The organism is uncultured Campylobacter sp. (assembly GCF_947255105.1).
GTDB lineage: Bacteria > Campylobacterota > Campylobacteria > Campylobacterales > Campylobacteraceae > Campylobacter_B.
In genome coordinates, this window is sequence record NZ_CAMYFP010000013.1 from 1 (window position 1) to 24,790 (window position 24,790).

Genomic DNA, 24,790 nt, shown 5'->3' on the forward strand with positions numbered 1-24,790 from the left:
TAAATTTGAAAAGCACTTAAATTTGAAAAGCACTTAAATTTGAAAAGCACTTAAATTTGAAAAAATAGTTAAATTTATAAAAAGCAGTGAAATTTAAAAGCAGGATAGTGGTTAAATTTCAACAAAACAATCAAAATATAGAGTTTAAATTTCAATAAAAGCAATGAAATTTAGAAGCAGTGAAATTTAACAAAAGGCAGGGCAAAAGCCCCACCAACTCTCTAATAGTCCTCTACAAAAAGTTTAAAGAACTCCATTCCATGCTCACAGGCCGGACAGGTTTTTGGAGCTTTTTTGCCTTTGTAGATGTAGCCACAATTTTGGCAAATCCAGTAAGTCTCCATCTCTCTTTGAAAGACTACGCCATCTTTGATATTTTTAAGAAGTTTTAAAAATCTCTTCTCATGTGCCTCTTCAACTTTGGCTATTTGCAAAAAGGTATTGGCAATCTTGCTAAAACCCTCCTCTTTGGCGATATTTGCAAAGTCAACATACATATCTGTCCATTCATGATTTTCACCCTTGGCAGCTGCTTTTAAGTTTTGCTCAGTTGTGCCAACCATTACCGGAAAATGGTCATCTTGATTTACTCCAACTGCCTCGCCTGTAAGCTCTTCGCTTAGATATTTATAAAATCTTTTAGCATGCTCCATCTCATTTCTTGCAGTCTCTAAAAAGATTTCACTTATTTGAACATAACCCTCATTCCTTGCTACTTTGGCATACATTGTATATCTTGCGTAAGCCTGAGTTTCACCTGCAAAAGCTGTCATTAAATTTTTAGCTGTTTTGCTATCTTTTAGTTTCATAATATCTCCTTTAACTAAATTTATATATCATTATACTACTTTTTTGATAAAAGACAATCTATTTTTGAAATTTACAACTTTACTCTATAATAAAATAAAAAAGGATTAGAGTTATGAAAGCTGTTATTTTTGATATGGATGGCACCATTATAGATAGCGCAGATGCTATATTTCACACTATCAACAACGTTAGGGCAAATATGAATTTAAAAGAGCCTTTGAGTAAAGAGTTTATAATCAAGGCTATAAACGATCCAAAAAAAGATCCCATAAAAGAGTTTTACAACCTAGATAGCGTTACAAAAGAGCAGATTGACTCTTTTAATGTAGAGTTTAAGAAAAATTATGATCTTTTTGCAAAACCTTATAAAGAGGCTATTGAACTGCTTAAATATTGCAAAGCAAAGGGGCTTAAAATGGCACTTGCAAGCAATGCGCCAGAGACTACTGTAACTCATGTTGTAGAGAAAAACAGCCTGAATTTATACTTTGATTTTGTCATTGGAACGAGTAAAAAAACTCCAAAAAAGCCAGATCCAACCATGCTTTTTAGCTCAATGAAAGCACTTGGCGCAAAAGAGGGGATATTTGTTGGAGATAGCCAAAAAGATATGCTAGCAGCAAATGAGGCAAATATGCCATATATCCATGTTTTATGGGGATTTAATCTAAAAATTGAGACTAAGTTTTGTGCTAAAAGTTCTAATGAGGCAGAAAAATATATAGAAGATATATTTGCTATTTAGACAGAGAAGAGATTGATTTATTTATCTTTTTTTTACTTCTTTTAGGTAAAATCACGAGATAAAAAGTAGATAAATTTAAGGCACAAGGGAGATAATGCAACTTTTAAATGAAATAGATAGTTTGATTTTGAACTATGTAAAAGAGCTTAACTATCAAAACGCTACAACTATGTTTCTTACTATTAAACCAGGTAAAAAGCTTCGTTCTAAGTTACTTTTAAAAATTGCTCAAAAAAGTGATGAGTCTATCAAACTTGCAGCTATAGTTGAGATGATACACGCCGCTAGTTTGCTGCATGATGATGTTATTGATAGTAGCGATACAAGGAGAGGGAGTGCCTCTACAAATGCTCTTTTTGGTTCAAAAAATGCCATTATGCTTGGCGATATTTTATACTCAAAGGCCTATAGCAAACTTGTTAAATTTGATAAAGATATCGCACAAACTATCTCAGAGTCAGTCTGTAAGATTAGTGTTGGCGAGCTTATGGATGTTTTGCTTAGCAAGGAGTTTAACGAAGACAAAAAACTCTACTTAGATATGATCTATCATAAAACTGCTGCTCTAATCGAGGGTAGCACAAAGGCAGCAGCTATTTTGGCTGGTTTGGACGCAGAAATTTATGCAAAATATGGTAAAAATTTAGGCATAGCTTTTCAGATAGTTGATGATTGGTTAGATATAACTCAAAGTAGCCAAACACTTGGAAAACCTGCATTTAGCGACTTTAAAGAGGGCAAGACAACTTTGCCATATATCTATCTTTATGAAAGATTGGATAGCAATGACAAAAAAAAGCTAAAAGCACTTTTTAAAAAGGAGCTAAATAGCGATGAGATTTTGTTTATTAAGGATAAATTTAAAGAGTATAAGATAGATGAGCTGGTTTTAAGTGAGATAGAGTTTTATGCAAATGAGGCGATAAGCGCGGTTAGAGGCGAAGGTAGGCAAGATCTTATTGAGATTATTGAGTCCCTTGTCAATAGGACATTTTAATGCAATACCTAAATGTAAGCTTTACTCATAAAAATACAGATATAGCAGTCAGAGAGCGACTCTCTTTCTCAGATGAGAGCAAGAAAAAAGAGATATTAAGACTTGTAAGCTCTAACATCAATGTAGCTGAGTGTTTGGTGCTTAGCACTTGCAATAGAGTGGAAATTTTTGCCTTTGTAAGTGAGATTGAGCTTTCTAAAAGTTACATACTAAAAGCTATCTCTGTTTTAAGTGGCGTAGCGCTTAATGAGCTTGAGGCTAGAGCCGATCTCTATTATGGAAGTGGGGCGATACATCATCTCTTTACAGTTGCAAGCTCTCTTGATAGCTTAGTTGTGGGCGAAACTCAGATAGTTGGTCAGCTAAAAGACGCACTTTCATTTGCCAACAAACAGGGGAGTTGTGGCGTAAATTTAAATAGAGCTGTCAAATATGCATTTAAATGTGCAGCCAAAGTAAGAACCAACACTCAAATTTCTAAAAATCCAGTATCAGTCTCAAGTGTCGCAGTCAATAAAGCAAAGGAGATATTTGGCTCACTGGATGGCAAAAAAACTTTAGTAGTTGGTGCTGGAGATATGAGCGAACTTGCCTGTAAGCACCTTTTGGCAAATGGCGCTAAAGTCGTTGTTGTAAATAGAAGTCTTAATAGAGCTTTAAGCCTAAAAGAGAAGTTGCAAAACAATATAGAGATAGAGGAGTTTAGCCACTTAAAAGAGCTTATAAACTCCCATGAGTTGATATTTTCAGCAACCGGTTCGCTTGAGCCAATTATTACTAATAGGCTTATTGAAGAGAGAGATTTTGATAGGTATTTTTTTGATATTGCTGTGCCACGAGATATCGAGATATCAGAGAGCGTTAAGATAAAGGTCTATAGCGTAGATGATCTTCAAGAGATAGTCAAGATAAATATGGCTCTAAGAGAGGAGCAGGCACAGATTGCCTATGCGATTGTTGGTAGAGATACAAATGAATTCTTTAAAAAGCTCAAGATACTTGCAGCAACTCCTATCATCAAATCTCTTAGAAAAAGAGCGAGAGATTTTGCAGATAGAGAGCTTGAAAAGGCGATAAAAAGGGGCTATCTAAAGAGATCTGATTTGGATGAGTCAAGAAAGCTTATCCATCAAGTTTTTAAGTCATTTTTGCACACACCAACTGTAAATTTAAAAGAGCTGAGCTTTGAAGATGATGGCGATAACATCATAAGAGCCATAGAGCAGGTCTTTGATATAGAGGTTGATGATGAGGATGAGAGATATAATTTTGATATAGAAAATTTGGAGAATATAGATGAAATTTAGCAGACTTTATGCACAAACTACAAAAGAGGCGCCAAAAGATGCCACGCTACCAAGTCATCAATTTTTGATAAGAGCTGGTTTTATAGAGCAGCTTGGAAGCGGACTTTATAACCTTTTGCCACTTGGAAAGATGGCATATGACAATATTGCAAAAGTCATCAAAGAGAACATGGATAAAGCAGGAGCGCAAGAGGTCAGTTTTAGCTTTGTAACGCCAGCTACTTTTTGGCGGGAAAGTGGTAGATTTGACATATTTGGAAAGGAACTTTTAAGGATAAAAGATAGAAAAAACAATGACTTTGTCTTAAGTCCTACCAATGAAGAGTCAGCCGTAAATATGGTCAAAAATCGCATCACAAGTTATAAACAACTCCCACTTCATCTCTATCAGATAAATACGAAATTTAGAGATGAGGCAAGACCTAGATTTGGGCTTTTGAGGGGGCGAGAGTTTATTATGAAAGATGGCTATAGTTTTCATGCAGATGTTGATGATTTAAGACGTGAGTTTTTGCTTATGAAAGAGACCTATAGCAAGATTTTTAAAGAGCTTGGCTTTAAATTTAAGATAGTTGAGGCAGATAGTGGAGCGATTGGTGGAAGTGGTAGCAATGAGTTTATGGTTCTTGCAAACAATGGCGAAGATGATATTGTAGTTTGCACAAAGTGCGATTATGGTGCCAACATCGAAACAGCAAAGAGAGCCAAAAGAGAGTTTAGCGGCGAAGCACCAAGTTATAACATGCAAAGCAAGTTTCACACTCCAAGCATAACAACTATCGATAGTCTTGCTAAGTTTTTCAATGTTGATAAGTTTTTCATCATAAAAGCCGTCATAAAAAAGGCTATCTATCAAAATAAAAGCGAGATTGTAGTCTTTTTTGTAAGAGGCGATGACGAACTTCAAGAGACAAAGGCGCTAAATGCCATAAATGCACTTGAGTTAGTCGATGTTAGCGATGAAGAGATAGCAAAGGCAGGTTTAGTTGCAGGATATTGCGGGCCGCTAAATTTGCCAGATGGCATTAAGTTTTTTATAGATAGTGATCTTAAAGAGAGCAGAGGTTTGATATGTGGCGCAAATGAAGAGGGATATCATCTCATCGGCTTTAATGTAATAAATTTCAAAGATGAGCGGTTTGCTGATTTGAGCGCTGTTACTACCAAAGATAGATGTCTTAAATGTGGCGGTAAATTTGAGATAAAAAAGGGCATTGAAGTTGGCCATATCTTTATGCTTGGCGATAAATACTCCAAAGCTATGAATGCTACATTTTTAGACAAAAATGGCAAAACTACGCCATATATGATGGGTTGCTATGGTATAGGAGTTAGCAGGCTGCTTGCAGTTGCAATCGAAGTAGGGCATGATGAAAAGGGTTGTATTTGGCCAAAAAAGATAGCACCTTTTAAACTTGTCATTATAAACCTAAATACCAAAAACGAAGAGCAGGTCAAATTTAGCGACGAACTCTATGAAAAGTGCCAGGAGCTTGGCATTGAGGTGCTCTATGATGATAGAGATGAGCGAGTTGGTGTAAAGATGAGTGAGTTTGAACTTATGGGCTTTCCATATGCCATAGTTGTTGGCAAAAAGCTAAAAGAGGGCTTAGTTGAGCTAATTTATCGCGATGGTTTGATAAAAAAAGAGATTGGCAAAGATGAAGTGCTTAAATTTGTCAAAGAGAGTCTATGCTAAAGAAATTTTTCCTACCGCTTCTGTTGGTTGAGCTATTTTTTACAACTCTATTTATATGGCGAGTTGGCTTTGGTAGCTTTTTTTTGGAGTCTTTGGTTACATTTGTGATAGGTAGCCTTATCATCTCCAGAAACAAAAGACTAACAAATTCTCTTTTGATAACCTTTTTTGTCGGCAATTTTTCTACTGTTTTGGCAGCTTTTTTGCTTATGATACCTGGAGTTTTTACAGATATTTGCGGAGCAATTATGTTGCTTTGGGCGCTATTTTCACAGCCAAGAGAGTTTAAAAGAGAGAGTGAGTTTGATAAATTTAACGATAGTAGAGCTAAATTTGACAATGATGATATTATAGATGTTGAGATCATAGAAGAGGATAAAAATGCAAAAGATAATAATAGCAACTAGAAAGAGCGCTTTAGCACTTTGGCAAAGTGAGTATATAAAAGATGAGATAGAGAAAAAGCACAATATTGAAGTGGAGCTTTTGGGTATGAAGACAAAGGGAGATATTATACTTGATACTCCGCTTGCAAAGATTGGCGGTAAGGGACTTTTTACAAAAGAGCTTCAAACTAGTATGTTAAATGGCGAGTCACATATCGCCGTTCATAGCCTAAAAGATGTTCCTGTTGAGTTTCCAAAGGGGCTAGTTTTGGCTGCAATTACAAAAAGAGAGGATAAAAGAGATGCCTTTGTTAGCCAAAAATACAGCACTCTGTCTGCACTTCCAAAGGGAGCAAAAGTTGGCACAACCTCACTTAGACGTCGTATGCAGCTACTTATGTTAAGAGATGATCTAAATATCGTCTCTTTAAGGGGCAACGTCAATACAAGGCTAAAAAAGCTAAAAGAGGGCGAGTTTGATGCCATTATACTTGCAAAAGCTGGCATAAAAAGACTTGGCTTGGAAGATGAAGTAAGATATGTAACTCCCTTTTCAAAGCTAGAGATGATTCCTGCTATGGGGCAAGGCGCGCTTGGGATTGAGGCTGTTGATGACAAAGAGATTATCTCGCTCATCTCATTTTTAAATGACAAAAATACTCTTATTGAGACAACTATAGAGAGAGATTTTATAGAGAGTTTAAATGGCGGTTGTCAAGTTCCTATCGGTATAAATGCAGAAGTTATTGGCGATAAGATAGAGATAAATGCTGTAGTTGGTATGCCAGATGCGAGTAAATTTATAAAAGAGCAAAGAACTATCTCTATAGATGAGTGCCACAAATTTGGCAAAAAACTTGCAGATGAGTTTATCCAAAATGGGGCAAGAGAGCTTTTAGATGAGGCTTTGAAGATGGGAAGTGAGCTTTTATAATGAGAGAGTGGATAGACAAATTTAAAGAAGCGGGGCTTTTAAAGGTAGTTGATGAGCCTGTAGATATAAATTTGCAGTTAGGTCACATCGCCTATATTGAGGTCAAAAAAGATGACTCTAAAGCACTTTTATTTACCAAGCCAGTAGATAGAAGTGGTCGAGTCTATCCACCTGTTTTTGCCAATACATTTGGCAGTATGAAAGCAGTTGAGCTAGTCTTTGAAAAGACTCCAGATTTAATTGCAAAGGAGATTGAAGAGATTTTAAAGCCTAAAAAGCCAAAAAATATCATAGAAAAAATCGACTTTTTCACAAAACTTCTCTCCTTTAGACATCTCTTTGTAAAAAAGCTAAAGGGCGAGGGCGAGTGCCAAGAGATAAAAAAATTTGGAAGTGAGGTCGATCTTTATGAGTTGCCAACTCTTACAACGTGGCAAGATGATGGCGGTCCTTTCATAACAATGGGACAGGTCTATACAAAGAGCCTAAATGGCAATGCGCAAAATTTAGGTATGTATAGACTTCAAGTCTATGACAAAAATCGCCTTGGCATGCATTGGCAGATACACAAAGATGGCGCAAATTTTTTCAATGAGTATAAAGAGGCTGGTTTAAAAATGCCAGTAAGTGTGGCAATTGGTGGCGATCCGCTCTATATTTGGTGCGGTCAAGCACCTTTGCCAAAAGGTATTTTTGAGCTTTTGCTTTATGGATTTATAAGAAAAAGAGCGGCAAGAGTTGTCAAGTCCCTTACAAATGGGATCTTTATACCATATGATTGTGACTATGTTATAGAGGGCTATGTAGATCCAAATGAGTTGGAAAATGAGGGTCCATTTGGCGATCATACGGGTTATTACACTCCGATACTTCCATTTCCTGTGATGAGAGTTGAGGCGATAACTCACAAAAAAGACCCAATTTTTCATGCGACAGTTGTAGGAAAACCGCCTTTGGAAGACAAATATATGGGCTATGCAACTGAGAGGATTTTTTTGCCACTTCTAAAAAATGTAACTCCAGATCTAATTGACTACAATATGCCTGAAAATGGTGTCTTTCACAATCTCATTTTAGCTAAGATGAATGCCATCTATCCAGGTCATGCAAAACAGCTTATGCACGCTTTTTGGGGAGTTGGGCAGATGAGTTTTGTAAAACATGCCATTTTTGTTCCAAAAGAAGCGCCAGCTCTTACAGACTACGAAGAGCTTGGCAGGTATGTTTTGGATAGGATTAGCCCTAAAAATTTGTTGATTTCTGAGGGGATGTGTGACCAGCTAGATCACGCTAGTCCAAATAGCTGCTATGGTGGCAAGCTTGGAGTTGATGCAACTTTTGATAGCACCAAAGATGGAGTCTTGCTTTTGGATGACAAAGAATTGCTTGCTAAATTTAAAAAAATAGATGATAATATTTTAAATTTAAAACACTATTTTACCAAGAGTAAAAATCCAATCATACTCATAAACTATGATAAAAAAAGAGCAGTCAAAGAGCTATTTAACGAGCTTTTAGCCTTGAGGCAGCACTTTAGGATATTGATTTTTATAGATCCAAACAACGATATAAACAATGTCTATATGAGCGTTTGGCGTATAGTAAATAGTATCGATGCCAAGCGAGATATCTATATAGATGAGCTTCAAATTTGTATAGACGCAACTTCAAAAAGCAGTTGGGAGGGCTACGATAGGGAGTGGCCAAAAGAGGTTAATTGCACAAAAAGTGTGATAGAGGAACTTATAAAAAAGGGACTTATCGAAGATGATAAGGAATTTTTCAAAAAATATGAAATAATGGGGTAAAAAATGGATCAAATCATTAGATACAGCGTTTCGCTTACAAAGGATCTTTTAAAAAAACTAGATGAGCTAGTCATTAAAAAGGGATATGCTTCCAGAAGCGAACTTACAAGGGATTTAATCAGAAAGCTCTCAGTTGAGAGTGAGTGGGAGATGAGTGAAGAGAGGCTAATTGGCGTTCTAACCATTATCTACGATCATCATCAAAACGAACTTGTAGAAAAAAAGATGAATATTGAGCATGATGCTATCAACACTATTGAGATAGTTTGCACAACTCATGTCCATATAGATGCAAGAAATTGTCTTGAAACCTCTATTTTAAAGGGCAAAGGTAAAGATATACTTAAATTTGCCGATAAGATAAGAGGATTAAAGAGTGTTAAGCTAGCAGAACTCTCAAAGATAGGCATACCAGATACTTAGTCATAAACGGATTTATTAAATTTCACTCAAGCTATTTAATAAAATATGTTATACTTGCAACTTATGAAATTGATTATATTTGTTTATGCAAAGATATGATAAATCATACAGGATAGGGAAACATGAAAAAGATTGCATTATGCTTATTGCTTCTTGTTGGTAGCTTGTTTGCAAATACGCTATCTGAGATAAAAAGCAAAGGCGTTTTAAGAGTTGGTGTTTTTGCAGATGAACCACCATTTGGAGAGCTTAGAGATGGGGCATTTGTTGGCTTTGAAATTGACTTTGCAAAAGCTATTGCCAAACATATCTTTCAAGGCAAAAATGGCAAAGTAGAGTTTGTATCTGTAGAAGTTCCTCAAAGAGAGAAGTTTTTGATAGAAAATACTGTTGATTTGATAATGGCAGGCTACATAATCACCGACGAGAGAGCTAAGGTAGTTGATTTTTCATTTCCTTATTTCTCTGTAAATATCGGTGTGCTTACTAGAAAAGATAGTAACATTCAGAAGCAAGAAGAGCTTAGAGGAAAGACAATTATAGTAGAAGATAGTGCTGTAGCAAAGAGCTATTTTGCATCAAGAGGCTATAAAACTGTTAAATGTCCAAACTCAAATGCTTGCTACAAGATGTTAAAAGACGGCGCAGGTGATGCCTACGCAAATGACAATTTGATAGTTTTAGTCTATCCGATTATTGACAGAACTGTAGAGGTCAATATCAAAAACTTAGGTAAGTCTAATTTCTTGGGAGTTGGTGTTGCTAAAGGTAATAAAGAGCTGCTTGATGTGGTAAATAACGCTTTAGTAAGCCTCAACAAAGAGGGATTTTTTAGAGACAGTTTCCAAAATACAATAGATCCTTTCTACAAAGGCACAATTGAGGAAAAATACTTCTTGCTAGACATCTATAATATTTTCTGACACTTTTAAAGACAATGATAGCCCCTTTTTTGGGCTATCTAAACTATCTATAAATTTATTACTTATTTTGAAATTTAAATTATCATAGGAGATATAATGAAAAGGTTTTTGTTGTGCTTAGCACTAATTGTTGGTAACTTATTTGGTAATACCCTATCTGAGATAAAAAGCAAAGGCGTTTTAAGAGTTGGTGTTTTTACAGAGCAGCCACCATTTGGAGAGCTTAGAGATGGGACGTTCTCTGGCTTTGAGATTGACTTTGCAAATTCCATAGCCAAACACATCTTTAATGCCAAAGATGGTAAAGTGCAGTTTGTTCCTGTACAAGCTTCCGAACGAAGTAAATTTTTGCAAGACAATTTGATAGATCTTCTTATTGCAACTTATACAATTACTGATGAGAGAGCCAAAGGAATTGACTTTTCGTTTCCTTACTTCTCTGTAAATATCGGTGTGCTAACTAAAAAAGAGAGCAATATTCACAAAGAAGAGGAGCTTAGAGGTAAGAAGGTTATCGTAGAAAACGGCACTACAGCACAAAACTACTTTAACCAAAGAGGCTATACAACTGTTAAATGTCCAAACTCAAACGCTTGCTACAAGATGTTAAAAGACGGCGCAGGTGATGCCTACGCAAATGATAACTTGATAGTTTTGGCCTATCCAGTTATTGACAGAACCGTAGAGGTCAATATCAAAAACTTAGGCAAGTCTGATTTCTTGGGAGTTGGTGTTGCTAAAGGCAACAAAGAACTACTAGACTTTGTAAATAATACTTTAGTAAGCCTTAGTAAAGAGGGATTTTTTAGAAATAGCTTTAAAGATACAATAGATCCTTTCTACAAAGGCACCGCAGAACAAAAATATTTCTTGCTAGACATCTACAATATTTTTTAACTCTAAAAGATAGTTCCCTTTGTGGAACTATCTTGGCTTTTATAGATAATCTAAAATTAACCTTTTTCTACTTTTTGGTTTGAAATTTAGCTGCTTTTTTACTTTAAATTTCATATATGAAATTTAACTCATAGTGAAATTTAGTATTTATTATAGACATTCTATAAATCAATGATTTAGTTTAGTTTAAATTTATGATATGAAATTTAAAAGTGTAAATTTCTAGTTTTACTTGACATTTGATATATTTGTAGTTATAATACATTTTTATTTAAAAGCATTGGGGTATAGCCAAGCGGTAAGGCATCAGGTTTTGGTCCTGACATTCAGAGGTTCGAATCCTCTTACCCCATCCACTCAAATTTGACGCAGAGTAGAGCAGTGGTAGCTCGTCGGGCTCATAACCCGAAGGTCGGAGGTTCAAGTCCTTCCTCTGCAACCAAACCGCCATTTTATCGATGTTTTAAAGAATACTTAAATCATTCTTAATATTTAATTTTTTACTACTCTTATATTTGCTTAAGCTTATAAAGATAGATAGTAAAATATCTCCAAAACAAAGATATAAGAAAAACATTTGTAATATCAAATGAAATTAAAAATCCAGAGATAGAAAGCTTTTTAAAATAAAATTAAGCCTATTTTTTAAAATTATAAATATCTTTTCTATAAGAAATTTTTAAAATTAAAATAGTGATTTTATCATCTTTTATTTCAAAAATAGCCCTAATGTTATCAGAAATTTTATATCTATAAACATTCGAAAAGCCAACAAGAGGAGTTATATTTTTACTAGTTTTTAAAACTTCATAGTTACTACAAAGATATAAAAACTTATTTTTTACTTTTTCATACTCTTTTTTATTAAGACTTTCTAAAAAATTACTTGCTTCTTGAGTGAATTCAATTTGCATGTTTTTTATCTAATCTTTTAAAAACTTCATTTGATGGAATTGTTTTCATAGTGCCATTTTCAATAGCTTTTTTTATCCTTAAAGTATCTTGATAGTCTAAAAAATCATAATACAAATCTATTGCTTTTTCAACTATTTTTTTATCATCACTATTAAGACTATGTAAAAACTCATCATTTTCAATAGATAAAATCATGTTACAACTCCTTTAAATTTCAAAAATATGAAACTTTTGAAGATACAAAAATAGAAAATTTAGCTATCTAAACTATCCATAGCCTTTTCATAATCTTCAAAAGTTTCATATTTTTCAAATTTACCGCTTTTAAATTCTTCTTCACACTCTTTCATATTTTTAACAAATTTTTCAGTATAAATTTCTTCTATATCAACAGAGCTACCCTGGCGAAGATTGACAACAGACTTGATGATATCTAGCATTTTATCGTCTATATTATTAAGAGTTAAATTAACAGTCATTGTAGCTCCTTTAAATTTCAAAAATAGTAGCAAGTTTAGACTTAAATAGCTATAAAATGGTGCTTTGGTGATAGTTTTTATAGCACAAATTTCTCCAGAGGTTTAAGCCCTTCCTCTGCAACCAAATCACCATTTAATTTATCTTTTATCAAATTTAGCTCAACACCAATAAAATGTATAAAATGCCAAATAATCTCTATATATTTAGCATTTCTCTCTAGCTATTTCTCTTTTTCATTTGCAAAATTTTCTGCTATCTTTGCTACAAGTTTTAAGTTGTCACTATCAAAGTGTGTATAGATACGCGATGTATCCAAACTAGCGTGACCAAGTGCTTCTTGAACCAAAATTAGATCTTTTTGTTTTCTATAGAGCATCGTAGCAAATGTGTGTCTAAGCATATGTGCTCCATTTTTCTCTTTTCTAATCCCAGCTCCAAAAAGAATCTGTTCAACCAGTCTGCTAACATATGCTTGAGTGAGTTTTCCGCCGTTTCTATTGACAAAGAGATAGCCGTCGCTGTTTTTGTAGTTGATAAGGAGTGAGTCTAAATGCTCCTTTATAAGATGTTCTTTTATCATAACAACTCTGTATTTATTGCCTTTGCCCCTTATTTTGATGATATAGTTGCCGCCATCTAGCAAGATATCTTTTTGTCTTATTCCAAGCGCTTCACTAACTCTTACTCCTGTGTAGATGATGATTTTGATGATAAGCTTATTTCTGTGGGTGTTGCTTTTAAACTCCACCTCATCAACAGCTTTTAAAAATCTCATCAACTCCTCTTCACTCATAAACTCAGGCAGCTTTTGCCCACTTCGTCCTGTCACACCACCCCAGTTTTTGAGCTCTATTGCAAAGGTATAAGATGAGCCATTATCGTCATTTTGTCTATCCAGATAACTAAAAAAATTAATAACCGCTATGCGATAGTTTTTTTTCGTTGCATCGCTTAGAGTTCCCGTTGCAGTTGCCAAAACTTCACTTAAAAGCTCCTCATTTATCTGTTTTAGGCTAGTAAGTCCGTAGTAATTTAGTAGTTCAAAGACCTTTTTTAGTGGATTGAAGTATGTATTTATGCCGCTTATCCCAGCATTTCTTGCCTGTTTTACGATACCATCTAACTCTTCGATAGTTGAAGTTCCCTTTGTAAGGCTCACATTTGCACTAGCTAGTGCCATTCTATCCTCTAACTCCTTGTTTGAAAGAGAGCTTAGTTTATATCTGACATAGCGAGTTAGCCAAAAAAGTAGCGAGTCATAAAAGCTCTCTTTAAAGTCAAGTTTGTATTTCATACTCTCTCCTAAAAAATATTTGCAGGCAGCTCAATGATGTTTTTCATGAGATTAAATGGCGTATTTATTAGATCGACACCTACATTTGTTTTGTATTGCGGCTCTTCAAGAGTTCCATAAATTTGGACTATTGTAGAGATTTTTCTATCTTTTCCAAGAATGATTTGGTTTAAAAGTGGAATATTTTTTATGATACTGGAGGCATCTTTTAGATATCTTATCTCTAGTTTTACATCGATATTGTTTTTATCAAAATCAATTGTCCCAAGCCCGCCTACATCAGCGCTTGTTCCTTTTAAATTTATAGCTTTTATCTCCAAAATCCCACCATTTTTTTCAAAAAAAACTTCGCCATGTTTTATGGAGAAGCCCTTATTGTTAAAATCCGCTCCCTTTAGCTTGATAATGGCTGGTATGCTGTCTAAAAATGAGAGAAGTTGCTGGTAGTATTTGTATTGTTTAAGATAGCTATTTCTGATATCTATGCTTCCTTTAAACTTCTCAAAGCTCTCGCCAACTATCTTGAAATTTAAAAGTCCGCCATCAAACATATTGCTACCTATGAAAAGATTGGCGCTTTTGCCTGAGATGTTATTTGCCAAAACTTCAAATTTAGCTTCATTTAGCCAAAATTTAATATTGCTGTCATTTAGCTTGGCAGTCATGTTGATATCTTTGCCATCGATCTTGCCTTGATAGCTTGATAAAATCAGAGTTTTGTTTAAATCTTTTAAGATGATATTTGAGTTTTCTCCAGCTACTGCCAAATTTAAAGAGGAAAAACTCCCTTTTTCGCTTTTTGCAAAAACAAAGTCGATATCTTTAAGAAAGAGTGATTTTTGCCCATTTTGCACATCAAAAGAGAGATAGTTACTTTTTGTCTTAAGGATTACACTTTTATCTGCAATTGCAACTTTTATATCATCTTGTTCATAGCTTTTGCCACTTTTTGTCTGCAAAAATGGAAACTTAAATTTGGCCTCATCTATGGCAACATCTAGCTTTTTAAAGTCGCTGCTTGTTATTGTGAGTTTGCCATCTTTGAAATTTAGACTCTTTAAAAGCGCAGAATAGGGGAGTATGGTAGAAAGTGAGTCTATTTTTATGGTACTTATCTTATCTATAAAGAGCTTCATTCCAAGGGCGGCTAAATTTATCTCTATATCTTTTTTAAAGTCAATGGTTAGTTTTGAGTTGATATTGTCCGCTTGAAGGATAGAAAAGTCGCCATCTTTTATCGAGATATTTTTAAATTTCAGATCAAACTCCCCCTCTTTTTTTTGTGCGTCAATCTTGCCATTTGCTGTTGCATTAAAAATATCCATAGAGAGATCTGAGTCTTTGACATAGATATTTGTTGAGTTTTCTAAAAAAACAGTTGTCTTTTGGCTTTTAAACTTAGCTCCTCCAAGTAAAAGCTCACTATCATAGAGTTCAAAAGAGCCATTGGCTCGCAAATGGAGGTTTGAGAGGTTGAGATTTAGTATGAGGTGGGATTTGGAAATGCCGCTTAGCTGCTTTACGGGCAGGTTTATGTGATAGCTCTTTACAATCTCTAAAATATCATCATCAAGCGTGCCATCTGTCTTTAGGTCGATGATGATATTTGCCTCTTTGTTGCCAAAAAGATGGTTTATCACTACATAGCTTCCAAAGAGATTTTTCTCCTTATAGTAGCCATTTTTAGGCTCTATAATTAGGTTGCTATTTTTGAGTTTGACATGCGCTTTTTCTATCTTTACAGGGGCAATTTTCTTTTGAAAATAGACTTCAAGTTCTGATGCATAGGCACTTCCCTCCATATCGTCTAAATGATAGTTATTGGTTGCTAAATCTATTTTGCCATTTAGATACTCTATCTCATAATGTTTGGCTAAGTTTTTGCCATAAATCCAGCTATTTATCTCTCTGTTTAGCCCTGTTTTTATGCCAAGTTCATTCATAAACCGCCTTAAAGAGGTCGCTTTGGCATTTTTTATGCTATAAAAAAGTAGCTCTTTGTCTATATCTATCTCAGCATCGCCCTCAATCTCATGAGTTTTGAAAAAGCCCTTGAAGTTGTATCTCTCATCTGCTAAATTAAGCAGTGCTTCGCCATTTGCACTAAGATCAAAATCTTTCAAATTTAGCTCCAATATCTTTGTAAAAAAGCCAACTTTTGTAAGGTTAAATTTCAAATCTACTCTTAAAAGGTCGTTGTCTATATAAAAAGTATCCTCTTTGTAGAGGAGTTTCATATTGGAGTCGCCAACTTTTAGCTCCTCTAAATTTACAAATTTGAAGTTTTTCTCTATCAAAGGAAAGCTTTTTACCAAATTTACAATTGACTCTTTTGAGCTTTTCTCTTTTTTCTTTATGGTAAGCGGGATATCTAACTTTTTTATATCTACTATAAGTTTATTATCAAATTTAATATATAATTGCTCTATAAATAGCCCTCTGAAGTTTAAATGTGAGATTTTTACGCCACCGCTTAAGAGGACAAAAATTGTAGAAAGTAGAACTAAGAGCGTGATTGAGATATATAGAGTAGCTGTTGTAATTGCCGAGATGATCTTCATTATTCTCCTAACTTTTCTTTATGATCTAACAAGAGCTACACATTTTGATAAAGAGATTTTTATAAAACAGGGCTCAATAAGACAAATTATAGCCAATTTGCCTAATGAAAATATAAATAAAACGCCAATTGATCCCTGCATTTTGGCTAGACTTGGCACACCAAAACAGGGCTTTTTAAACCTAGAAAAGAGCAATTTGCCAAAGATAGATTTTTTCTATAAACTCACCACTGCAAAGCCTGTTATGGAGGATATTGTCCTTATTCCTGGCGATACAACGGTGCTGTTTTTGTCAAATTTAGCCAAAAAATATGATGTTAGTTTGCAAGATATTGAGCTTGACTACAATAAAAGTGCCCCTTTTTATGAGGGCTTTTTAGTGCCTCAGACCTTTAGTGTAGCCAAAGGTAGCAGATATCAAGAGAGCATTAAACATCTTATAAACTACTCTTTTGCATTTCACAAAAAAACATATGAGAAGTTAATTGGCGGTGAGTTTAGCTGGGATAGATGGAAAGAGGTTTTGATAAAGGCCTCAATCATACAAAAAGAGGCGGCAGGTGTTGATGAGATGAGAGTTGTCTCATCAGTAATTGACAATAGACTAAAAAGGGGAATGCGCCTTCAAATGGATGGCTCGTTAAACTATGGCATCTACTCTAACCAAAAAATCACACCAGAGAGGATTAGAAATGATAGCTCAAGTTACAACACCTATCTTAACTACGGACTTCCAAAAGAGGTAGTTTGTGTTGTCTCAAAAGAGGCGATTATCGCTGCTATAGAGCCGATAGAGAGTGAGTTTTTGTATTTTATGAGAGATAAAAAGAGTGGTAAACATATCTTTACAAAAAGCTATAATGAACATTTAAAAACAATCAAAAAAGGGAGAGAGAGATGAAAATAGCCATAATTGGTAGCGGAAACATAGGAAGTGCAACAGCTTCATTGCTTATAAATAGTGGAATTTGCAAAAGTATAGCGTTGGTTGATCTGTCCCTAGACTTTGCAAAGGGAAGGGCAAAAGATCTCTTGACTATGGCAACGATTTTGGGCAAGGAGGTCGATGTTTTTGCAACTAGTGACTATGAAGAGCTAAAGAAGTTTGATATTTTTGTAATTACTGCTGGAGTTACTAGAAAAGTAGGGCAAAGCAGAGATGAGCTTTTGAGTATAAATGCCAAAATCATCAAAGAGATAGCCATAAATATCAAAAAGCTAAACTCCAATCCACTCATCATCGTAGTTAGCAATCCTGTAGATATTCTTACTTTTGTAATGCAAAAAGAGGGTGGATTTGATCCAAAAAGAGTCATCGGAATGGCTGGCGAGCTAGATAGCGCAAGGGCAGCTATTGCATATAAAGAGCTTGTTGGTAAAAAGAAGTTGCCCTATATCTTGGGTCTTCATAACGATAAGATGAGCTTTGTCTATCAAGAGGAGATAGAAAAAAGTAAAAAAGAGCCTTTTGAAAAAGAGGTCATAACGGGTGGCGCTAAAATAACAGAGCTTACAAAAACTTCAGCCTATTTTGCGCCAGCTGGTGCGATCTATAAGATGATAGAGGCAATTTTGCATAAAAAAGTTGTAATAGCCTCTGTCTATAATGATGGATATTATTTTGGAAGAAGAGTTGAGCTTTGTAAAGATGGAGTTAGCAAGATATTAAAAGATGATATTTGCCTAGAGACCATCAAAAAAGAGCTAGATCTAACTTTAGCAAAGCTCTAAGGGGCAGAGCAGGTTATTGCCTGCTTTGCCAATCCCCTCTTACTATGTATTTGTAGGTGGTAAGCTCATTTAGCCCAACAGGACCTCTTGCGTGAAGTTTGTTGGTACTAATGCCAATCTCTCCACCAAAACCAAACTCATATCCATCGCTAAAACGTGTTGAGGCATTGACATACAAACATGCGCTATCAAGAGCGTTTAGAAACTTTTCTATAGCTTCGTGGTTGTTGCTACAAATCGCCTCGCTATGAAGTGAGCTATATTTTTTGATGTGAGCTATCGCCTCATCTACACCTTTAACCAACTTGATATTTATCTCATAGTCTAGATACTCAGAACAAAATGAGTTGTCTTTTAGCTCTTTGGCTTCTATTATCTTTTGTACCTCTTTGTCTGCATAAATTTGACCCTTAAACTTATCAAACTCCCTTTTGAAAAGTGGCAAAAACAAAGTCGCTATCTCTTCATCTACCAAAAGTGTCTCAATGGCGTTGCATACGGCTGGACGTTGTGCTTTGGCGTTGATGGCTATCTCGACTGATTTATCTATGCAAGCACTTTTTTCTATATAGAGATGACAAATCCCCTCATCATGTTTTAAAAGCGGAATTGTGCTGTTTTGTGCTATAAATTTAACCAAAGAGCTACTTCCTCTAGGAATAATAACATCGATATATCTATCCATCGTCAAAAGCTCTTTTACCTGCTCTCTATCGATATCTAAAAATGTGACTATATTTGGATCTATATTGCAAGCTTTAATGGCAATTTTTATGGAGTTTATGATGGCAGTATTTGAGTTTATTGCCTCTTTTCCGCCTTTTAAAACTATGGCATTTGAGCTTTTAAGGCTAAGTCCTACAACTTCTGTTGTGACATTGGGTCTTGATTCGTAGATAAGAGCGATGACGCCTATTGGTATGGAGATCTTTTCAAAACTTAGCCCATTTTCTGCTACCCAACCATCAAGAACTCTACCTACAGGATCTTTTTGATTGGCAATTGAGTTTAGAGAGGCTATCATTGAGTCTATGGTGCTGTTTTTTAGAGTTAGCCTATCTATCAAAGCGCTTGAGAGAGCTTGATTGGTTGCATTTTCTATATCTTTTTTGTTTGCCTCTAAGATAGCTTTTCTATCTTTGTCAATGTGTGCTGCTATCTCTCTTATGAGCTCTGTTTTTAGAGCAGGTTTTAGCTCTCTTAGGGTGGCACTCGCCTCTTTTGTAGCTTTGAGTAAATTAGTCATATTTTTACCTTTGTCATAATTAGTTTGTTAGCTTAATAATACTATAATTGCCTAAATAAATATGATAAAGGGAAGATATGAAAAGCTCTTATGATGTCATAGTAGTAGGCGGAGGACCTTGTGGGATTGCCTCCGTTGTTGAGGCGAAAACTATGGGACTTGATTCTGTTTTGTTACTTGAAAAAGGCGATAACCACTCACAAACCATAAGACAGTTTTATAAGGAGAACAAAAGGGTAGATAAGGAGTATAAGGGCTTTGATAGTCAAACTCATGGCAATGTTGCTTTTGAGCCAGGGACAAAAGAGAGCACGCTTGATTATTTTGACAATCTTTTAGATACAGATCAGGTAGATACCTCTTTTAAAAGTGAGGTTGAAAAGGTCGAAAAGAAAGATGGTATCTTTTATGTAAGCACTCCAAATGCTAGTTATAAAGGCAAAAATGTCATTATTTGTATCGGTAGAATGGGCAGACCAAACAGACCTGACTATAAAATACCACCATCACTAAATCAAGTTGTAAATTTCAACCTTGACAAATGTGGGCAAAATGAGAAAATTTTGGTAGTTGGAGGTGGCAATTCAGCCATAGAGTATGCCATAGCGCTTTGTAAAGGCAACATCGTAACGCTTTGCTATAGAAGAGATAAATTTACAAGGCTAAATTTGACAAATGAAAAAGCAATAGCCCATGAGGTTAAGTATGGCAACATCTTTTTGCGTCTTTCAAGCGACATTGAGAGTTTGGAGAATGAGTCTGGAAAGGTTCTTGTAAATTTCAAAGAGGGCGGCTGTATAGTTTATGATAGGGTAGTTTATGCAATTGGTGGCACAACTCCAGTTGATTTTTTGAAAAATTGCGGAATTATGCTAAATGAAAAAAATATACCAATAGTTGATGAAAACAACGAAACTGCAACAAAAGGGCTTTATGTAGGCGGGGATTTGATTACTAGGACGGGCGGTTCTATCGTAGTTGCGCTCAATCACGCTCATACTATCATAGAAAATATTATCCACTCTAAAAAGGCTAAAATCTGAAAATTTATCAGCTAAAAAAGGGTTATAGATATAACACCGATACAGTGCTTCTTTATGGATTTGTTATGCCAAATCGCCTATTTGGCGATGTTTTGGAGGTTGGATGTGGGAGTGGGGTTATTGGACTACTGTTAAAAAAAGAGTTTGATATAAACTTAACCATGATAGATATACAAGAGATTAATGTCTCTTTGGCTAAGAAAAATGCCTTAAATTTGGGCTATGAGTGTGAGATTTTGCAAGAGGATTTTAGGAGTTTTAAAAGTGAGTTTAAATTTGACTTTATCATCTCCAATCCGCCATATTATGATGCAAATATAAAAAAAAGCGAAGATCTGCATCTAAATGTGAGCCGTTATAGCCATCATTTGGAGTTAGAGGAGTTTTTAAATAGTGCCAATAGAAATTTAAAGCCAAAAGGAGAGCTCTTTTTTTGTTATGATGCAAAAAAGATCGCTTCTATCTTTAATCTTTTGGCCAAATTTAAACTAACGCCAAGCGCTGTTCGTTTTATACATAGCAAAGAGGGCAAGGCTGCAAAGCTGGTTTTGGTCCATGCTAAAAAGAGCTCTCGTGCTATGTGTGAGATTTTGTCGCCTATTTTTATAAAGAGTGGCGATGAGTTTAGCAAAGAGCTGGAAGAAGTTTATAAAAAAGCAAATTTAAAGAGCTATGATGTTGATTAGAAATAGTGGTTTTAGTTATGAGTTTGACTCTAGCAAATGCGACAAATGTGGCGGGAAGTGCTGTGTTGGCGAGAGTGGTTATATTTGGATAGACAAAGATGAGATAGAGCTTTTAAGAAAAGAGCTTGAGCTTGATTTTGATGAGTTTAGTAAAAAATACCTTTTTAAGGTAGGATATAGATATAGCATAAAAGAAAAGCCATATGAAGATGGGGTAGCTTGTCTCTTTTTTGATGAGGAGAGTAAAAACTGCTCTATCTACAAATTTAGACCCAAACAGTGCAGGACTTTCCCTTTTTGGGACTATTTTAAGAAAAATTTTAATGAACTGGAGAGAGAATGTATAGGCGTAAAATCTATTTAAAATCCTTTTTAATAGCCATCTTTTTGAATTCAACTTTAAATGCAAAGATAGATAGCATAAATTACAGCAATAGCGACGATCTTTTGATAATGCAAGCACTTGAATATCAAGATAGCAATCCGATAAAGTCTATCGATATCTACGAAAAGCTCTACAATGATACAAAAAAGAGCGAGTATTTAGAAGAGGTTATGCGACTTGCCTATGCAAATGATACAAACTTGCTAAAGCGCATTGTTGCAAGTCATCAAAAAGAGCTAGATAGTATCAAAGATAGCAAGGTGCTTTTTTATTATATTGCCTATTTGGTAGATAGCAAACAGACAACAAAGGCAAAAAAAGTTGCAAAAAACTTGATAGAGATAGATAAAAGTTCAAAAAGTTATGCTGTTTTGGCAACTATTTTAAACATTGAGATGGATTTTGAGGGCGCCTACCAAAACTACAAAATGGCATATGAGCTAGATAGTAGCGACGCTAACTTGCTAAATTTGGTCCGTTCGATGATAAAGTTAAAAAAAGTAGGCGAGGCAAGAGAGCTGCTTGAAGAACTAAAGAGCAAAAATTCCCCTACATTTGCAGTCTGCCAACTCCTAACTGAGATATACAAAAACTTGCCCGATAGTCAAAAACTTGTAGATAACTATGAAGACCTCTACAATATCACAAAAGATGAAAAATATCTTGCCTTGGCAACTGGACAGCTAGTAAAAAGTGGCGAGATTTTAAAGGCTGCAAATTTGATGTATAAGCATAAATTTGGGCTTGAAGTTGTAGTTGAGATGTATGACTCACTTGGAGATAGAAAGATGGCTTATAGTGTTGCAAAAGAGGCCTATATGGAGAGCAAAAAGCCCTATTTTTTGAGCTATATGGCGATATTTGAGTTTGAAGAGAGTTATCCAAATATTGACAAAAAAACTCTTAACTCTGTGCTTGATAAGTTTAAAAACTCAGTAAAAGAGAGCAATGAGGCGCTATTTTATAACTACTATGGTTATCTTTTGATAGATTATGATGTAGATATCAAAAAGGGGATTGAGTTTGTTGAGATGGCGTTGGAGAAAGATGAGTTCAATCCAGCCTACATCGATAGTCTTGCGTGGGGATACTATAAACTTGGAGATTGCAATATGGCTTACGATGTGCTAAATACCATAAGCAGCGACGATATCAAGGCAAACAAAGAGATAGATAAACATTTTGAAACCATTAAAAAATGTCTAAAGAGTAAAAAATGATAGTTGATAAAATAGTAGAAAAGACAAAAGAGGAACTAGAGTTAAAAAAGGCCAAAATTCCATTTGATCTTTTGGGAAGATCGCTCTCTTCCATTTCAACGGTCAAAAAAGATGTCATAACATCGCTTAAAAAAACAAATAGTGATCCCTATAAAATAATTGCTGAGATAAAAAAGGCAAGTCCTAGCAAGGGCGTCATAAGAGAGGAGTTTTATCCTGAGATGATAGCTTCATCTTATGATGAGGGCGGCGCAAATGCCATATCTGTGCTTACAGAGCCTAACTTTTTTTTGGGCGATATTAACTATTTGAGTTTGATTAAGCACTATACGACTCTTCCACTTTTAAGAAAAGATTTTATCATTGATAGATATCAAGTTTTAGAATCTGCTGTTTTTGGGGCGGATTTTATACTGCTTATTGCTGGAATTTTAAGTCAAAAAGAGCTAAAAGAGCTTGTGGATTTTGCAAGAGAGCTAAATTTAGAGGTCTTGGTTGAAGTCCATAACAGAAGTGAGATTAGAAAGGCCATCTTTGCAGGTGCCTCAATCATTGGGATAAATCATAGAGATTTAAGAGATTTTACTATGAATATGGAGCTTTGTTTTGAACTGTTGCCATCTATCCCAACTGGTAAAGTTGTTGTTGCAGAGAGTGGTTTGAGTGATAAAGAGTTTATAAAAGAGCTAAGCATGGCTGGTGTTGATGCCTTTTTGATGGGCGAGTATTTTATGAGAAAAGATGATATTAAAAGTGCTTTAGAAGAGATAAAGGAGAGATAATGAAACATCTTTATGCACCTTGGAGAAGTGTCTATTTTGACAAAAAAAGAGACGGTTGTCCCTTTTGTCTTGCTGAACTTGCAAGCGAAGATGAAGAGCGTGGAGTGCTTTTTAGAGCTAAAGAGTGCTTTGGCATAATGAATCTCTATCCTTACAATCCTGGAGCTTTTATGGTCATACCATACATCCATACAAACAGACTTGATGAGTTGAGTGATGAATGCTGGGAAGAGATGAGTGGATTTGTAAAATTGGGCGTTTTTATTGTCAAAAAATATCTAAAGGCTGATGGGGTAAATATTGGTATGAATATAGGTGAAGCAGCTGGTGCTGGCATTGCTGAGCATATCCACTACCATATCGTTCCAAGATGGTATAAAGATACTAACTTTATAACTACCATAGCAGAGACAAGAGTTGCGGGGACCTCTTTTGAGAAAATTTATTTAAAGCTCAAAAATGGCTTTGATGAAGAGATTTTAAGAAAAAATAAGGAGAATTAAATGGCATTTATAACTGTTGATGAGGCGATTGAAGAGATTAAAAATGGCAAAATGATAGTAATTGTTGATGATGAAGATAGGGAAAATGAGGGCGATTTGGTCTTTGCTGGAGCATTTTGCGATGTAGAGAAGGTAAATTTTGCAATAACTCATGCCAAAGGGGTGCTTTGTACGCCAATTAGCAAAGAGATAGCAAGTAGGTTAAATTTCTATCCAATGATCTCACACAATACTTCAGCTCACAACACCGCTTTTACAATATCAGTCGATGCAAAAGCGGCACTTACAGGAGTTAGCGCAATAGAGAGGGATATGACTATAAAACTCATTGCAAATCCCGCTTCAACCTCCAAAGAGTTTGTAGCACCAGGTCACATATTCCCACTTATCGCAAAAGATGGCGGTGTGCTTGAGCGTTTGGGTCATACAGAGGGCAGCATTGATTTGTGTAAGATGGCAGGTCTTGCGCCGATTGCTGTGATATGCGAGATTGTCAATGAGGATGGCACTATGGCAAGAAGAGATGATTTAGAGCTATTTTGTAAGAAATTTGGTATCTCTATGATATCCATCGCTCAACTTGTAGAATACCGCCTAAAAAACGAAACTCTTATCTCATTTAGTCCCAAAAAAAGCGGTTTGATAGCGGGTGTTGGGGCTCAGTATTATGACATAACAGATCATAGAGGCAATCTTCACAAAGCCTTTATTTTTGGCACTCCAAAAGATGTTTGCAATGTTAAATTTCACAAAGTTGGCAAAGATGTTGATTTTTTGACTAGTGATGGCTATGTTGATTTTATAGAGAGCTTAAAGGAGCTTTCAAAGGATGGCGGCATTTTGATTTTGCTTGACAATATGCTAGATATCGATGATAGAAGCACCATAAAAGAGTATGGCATTGGAGCTCAAATTTTGGTTCATCTAAATGTTAAAAAGATAAAAATCCTAACATCAAATACTCAAAAAGAGTTTAGCGGACTTAGCGGATTTGGGCTTGATATTGTAAATTAAC

Annotated in this window: 26 protein-coding genes and 2 tRNA genes; 21 read left to right on the forward strand and 7 right to left on the reverse strand. The window is 35.2% G+C overall.

Features of this window, described 5'->3' with window-relative positions; genetic code table 11:
* Positions 1–221: 221 nt before the first annotated feature.
* Positions 222–809, reverse strand: a complete 588-nt coding sequence (gene rbr / locus Q0X52_RS06710) for a rubrerythrin (RefSeq protein ID WP_297576339.1) — start codon at positions 807–809, stop codon at positions 222–224.
* 113 nt (positions 810–922) lie between these two features.
* Between rbr and Q0X52_RS06715 the strand changes: the two genes are divergently transcribed.
* The 12 genes from Q0X52_RS06715 (at position 923) to Q0X52_RS06770 (ending at position 11,371) form a co-directional block, all read left to right on the forward strand.
* A complete protein-coding gene (locus tag Q0X52_RS06715; protein WP_297576341.1) occupies positions 923–1,555 on the forward strand; it encodes an HAD family hydrolase in 633 nt (210 codons plus the stop codon).
* A gap of 94 nt (positions 1,556–1,649) precedes the next feature.
* Positions 1,650–2,552: a polyprenyl synthetase family protein gene (locus tag Q0X52_RS06720; RefSeq protein ID WP_297576343.1), complete on the forward strand. Its 903-nt coding sequence runs from the start codon at positions 1,650–1,652 to the stop codon at positions 2,550–2,552.
* The gene (gene hemA, locus Q0X52_RS06725) at positions 2,552–3,859 is read left to right on the forward strand and encodes a glutamyl-tRNA reductase (RefSeq protein ID WP_297576345.1); all 1,308 of its coding nucleotides are present in this window, start codon (positions 2,552–2,554) and stop codon (positions 3,857–3,859) included. The genes Q0X52_RS06720 and hemA overlap by 1 nt, the downstream gene beginning before the upstream one ends.
* Positions 3,849–5,558, forward strand: a complete 1,710-nt coding sequence (locus tag Q0X52_RS06730) for a proline--tRNA ligase (RefSeq protein WP_297576347.1) — start codon at positions 3,849–3,851, stop codon at positions 5,556–5,558. Before hemA ends, Q0X52_RS06730 begins: the two co-directional genes overlap by 11 nt.
* Positions 5,552–5,965, forward strand: a complete 414-nt coding sequence (locus Q0X52_RS06735; protein ID WP_297576349.1) for a hypothetical protein — start codon at positions 5,552–5,554, stop codon at positions 5,963–5,965. The genes Q0X52_RS06730 and Q0X52_RS06735 overlap by 7 nt, the downstream gene beginning before the upstream one ends.
* The gene (hemC, locus tag Q0X52_RS06740) at positions 5,940–6,878 is read left to right on the forward strand and encodes a hydroxymethylbilane synthase (RefSeq protein WP_297576350.1); all 939 of its coding nucleotides are present in this window, start codon (positions 5,940–5,942) and stop codon (positions 6,876–6,878) included. The genes Q0X52_RS06735 and hemC overlap by 26 nt, the downstream gene beginning before the upstream one ends.
* Positions 6,878–8,686, forward strand: coding sequence for a menaquinone biosynthesis decarboxylase (locus Q0X52_RS06745; RefSeq protein ID WP_297576352.1), 1,809 nt, complete (start codon positions 6,878–6,880; stop codon positions 8,684–8,686). The genes hemC and Q0X52_RS06745 overlap by 1 nt, the downstream gene beginning before the upstream one ends.
* Before the next feature lie 3 nt (positions 8,687–8,689).
* Positions 8,690–9,109 carry a nickel-responsive transcriptional regulator NikR gene (gene nikR, locus Q0X52_RS06750; RefSeq protein ID WP_297576354.1) on the forward strand — a complete coding sequence of 140 codons (420 nt, stop codon included), beginning with the start codon at positions 8,690–8,692 and terminating at the stop codon, positions 9,107–9,109.
* A 122-nt stretch (positions 9,110–9,231) separates the two neighbouring features.
* Positions 9,232–10,032 carry a transporter substrate-binding domain-containing protein gene (locus Q0X52_RS06755; RefSeq protein ID WP_297576356.1) on the forward strand — a complete coding sequence of 267 codons (801 nt, stop codon included), beginning with the start codon at positions 9,232–9,234 and terminating at the stop codon, positions 10,030–10,032.
* A 96-nt stretch (positions 10,033–10,128) separates the two neighbouring features.
* A complete protein-coding gene (locus tag Q0X52_RS06760; RefSeq protein WP_297576358.1) occupies positions 10,129–10,929 on the forward strand; it encodes a transporter substrate-binding domain-containing protein in 801 nt (266 codons plus the stop codon).
* A gap of 281 nt (positions 10,930–11,210) precedes the next feature.
* Positions 11,211–11,285, forward strand: a tRNA-Gln gene (locus Q0X52_RS06765).
* An 11-nt stretch (positions 11,286–11,296) separates the two neighbouring features.
* Positions 11,297–11,371: transfer RNA gene (locus Q0X52_RS06770), tRNA-Met, on the forward strand.
* 196 nt (positions 11,372–11,567) lie between these two features.
* Here the strand turns inward: Q0X52_RS06770 and Q0X52_RS06775 are convergent.
* From Q0X52_RS06775 to Q0X52_RS06795, 5 genes are all read right to left on the reverse strand, one after another.
* A complete protein-coding gene (locus Q0X52_RS06775) occupies positions 11,568–11,843 on the reverse strand; it encodes a type II toxin-antitoxin system RelE/ParE family toxin (protein ID WP_297576360.1) in 276 nt (91 codons plus the stop codon).
* The gene (locus Q0X52_RS06780) at positions 11,833–12,039 is read right to left on the reverse strand and encodes a hypothetical protein (protein WP_297576362.1); all 207 of its coding nucleotides are present in this window, start codon (positions 12,037–12,039) and stop codon (positions 11,833–11,835) included. Before Q0X52_RS06780 ends, Q0X52_RS06775 begins: the two co-directional genes overlap by 11 nt.
* Positions 12,040–12,098: 59 nt before the next feature.
* Positions 12,099–12,323, reverse strand: coding sequence for a hypothetical protein (locus Q0X52_RS06785; RefSeq protein ID WP_297576364.1), 225 nt, complete (start codon positions 12,321–12,323; stop codon positions 12,099–12,101).
* A 221-nt stretch (positions 12,324–12,544) separates the two neighbouring features.
* Complete coding sequence (locus tag Q0X52_RS06790) at positions 12,545–13,618, reverse strand: tyrosine-type recombinase/integrase (protein ID WP_297576366.1); 1,074 nt, start codon at positions 13,616–13,618, stop codon at positions 12,545–12,547.
* 8 nt (positions 13,619–13,626) lie between these two features.
* Complete coding sequence (locus Q0X52_RS06795; RefSeq protein ID WP_297576368.1) at positions 13,627–16,179, reverse strand: AsmA-like C-terminal domain-containing protein; 2,553 nt, start codon at positions 16,177–16,179, stop codon at positions 13,627–13,629.
* Between Q0X52_RS06795 and mltG the strand changes: the two genes are divergently transcribed.
* Together mltG and Q0X52_RS06805 are read left to right on the forward strand one after the other, a co-directional pair.
* Positions 16,169–17,080 carry an endolytic transglycosylase MltG gene (mltG, locus tag Q0X52_RS06800; RefSeq protein ID WP_297576370.1) on the forward strand — a complete coding sequence of 304 codons (912 nt, stop codon included), beginning with the start codon at positions 16,169–16,171 and terminating at the stop codon, positions 17,078–17,080. The two genes, Q0X52_RS06795 and mltG, sit on opposite strands and share 11 nt — an antisense overlap.
* Positions 17,077–17,910, forward strand: coding sequence for a hypothetical protein (locus Q0X52_RS06805; RefSeq protein ID WP_297576372.1), 834 nt, complete (start codon positions 17,077–17,079; stop codon positions 17,908–17,910). Before mltG ends, Q0X52_RS06805 begins: the two co-directional genes overlap by 4 nt.
* 13 nt (positions 17,911–17,923) lie before the next feature.
* Here Q0X52_RS06805 and Q0X52_RS06810 read toward each other — a convergent pair whose 3' ends face one another.
* Complete coding sequence (locus tag Q0X52_RS06810) at positions 17,924–19,156, reverse strand: glutamate-5-semialdehyde dehydrogenase (protein WP_297576374.1); 1,233 nt, start codon at positions 19,154–19,156, stop codon at positions 17,924–17,926.
* A 77-nt stretch (positions 19,157–19,233) separates the two neighbouring features.
* On the opposite strand from Q0X52_RS06810, the gene Q0X52_RS06815 reads away from it, so the two are divergent.
* From Q0X52_RS06815 to Q0X52_RS06845, 7 genes are all read left to right on the forward strand, one after another.
* Entirely contained in the window at positions 19,234–20,199 is a 966-nt protein-coding gene (locus Q0X52_RS06815) for an NAD(P)-binding domain-containing protein (RefSeq protein ID WP_297576377.1), read from the forward strand.
* A gap of 65 nt (positions 20,200–20,264) precedes the next feature.
* The gene (locus Q0X52_RS06820) at positions 20,265–20,885 is read left to right on the forward strand and encodes a methyltransferase (RefSeq protein ID WP_297576379.1); all 621 of its coding nucleotides are present in this window, start codon (positions 20,265–20,267) and stop codon (positions 20,883–20,885) included.
* Positions 20,878–21,249 carry a YkgJ family cysteine cluster protein gene (locus Q0X52_RS06825; protein WP_297576408.1) on the forward strand — a complete coding sequence of 124 codons (372 nt, stop codon included), beginning with the start codon at positions 20,878–20,880 and terminating at the stop codon, positions 21,247–21,249. The genes Q0X52_RS06820 and Q0X52_RS06825 overlap by 8 nt, the downstream gene beginning before the upstream one ends.
* Positions 21,225–22,490 (forward strand): hypothetical protein, encoded by a 1,266-nt coding sequence (locus Q0X52_RS06830; RefSeq protein ID WP_297576381.1) that lies wholly within the window; start codon positions 21,225–21,227, stop codon positions 22,488–22,490. The genes Q0X52_RS06825 and Q0X52_RS06830 overlap by 25 nt, the downstream gene beginning before the upstream one ends.
* On the forward strand, positions 22,487–23,272 hold the full coding sequence (gene trpC / locus Q0X52_RS06835) for an indole-3-glycerol phosphate synthase TrpC (protein WP_297576383.1): 786 nt from the start codon (positions 22,487–22,489) through the stop codon (positions 23,270–23,272). Before Q0X52_RS06830 ends, trpC begins: the two co-directional genes overlap by 4 nt.
* Positions 23,272–23,775 carry an HIT domain-containing protein gene (locus Q0X52_RS06840; RefSeq protein WP_297576385.1) on the forward strand — a complete coding sequence of 168 codons (504 nt, stop codon included), beginning with the start codon at positions 23,272–23,274 and terminating at the stop codon, positions 23,773–23,775. The genes trpC and Q0X52_RS06840 overlap by 1 nt, the downstream gene beginning before the upstream one ends.
* Positions 23,776–24,789: a bifunctional 3,4-dihydroxy-2-butanone 4-phosphate synthase/GTP cyclohydrolase II gene (locus Q0X52_RS06845; protein WP_297576388.1), complete on the forward strand. Its 1,014-nt coding sequence runs from the start codon at positions 23,776–23,778 to the stop codon at positions 24,787–24,789.
* Position 24,790 lies beyond the last annotated feature (1 nt).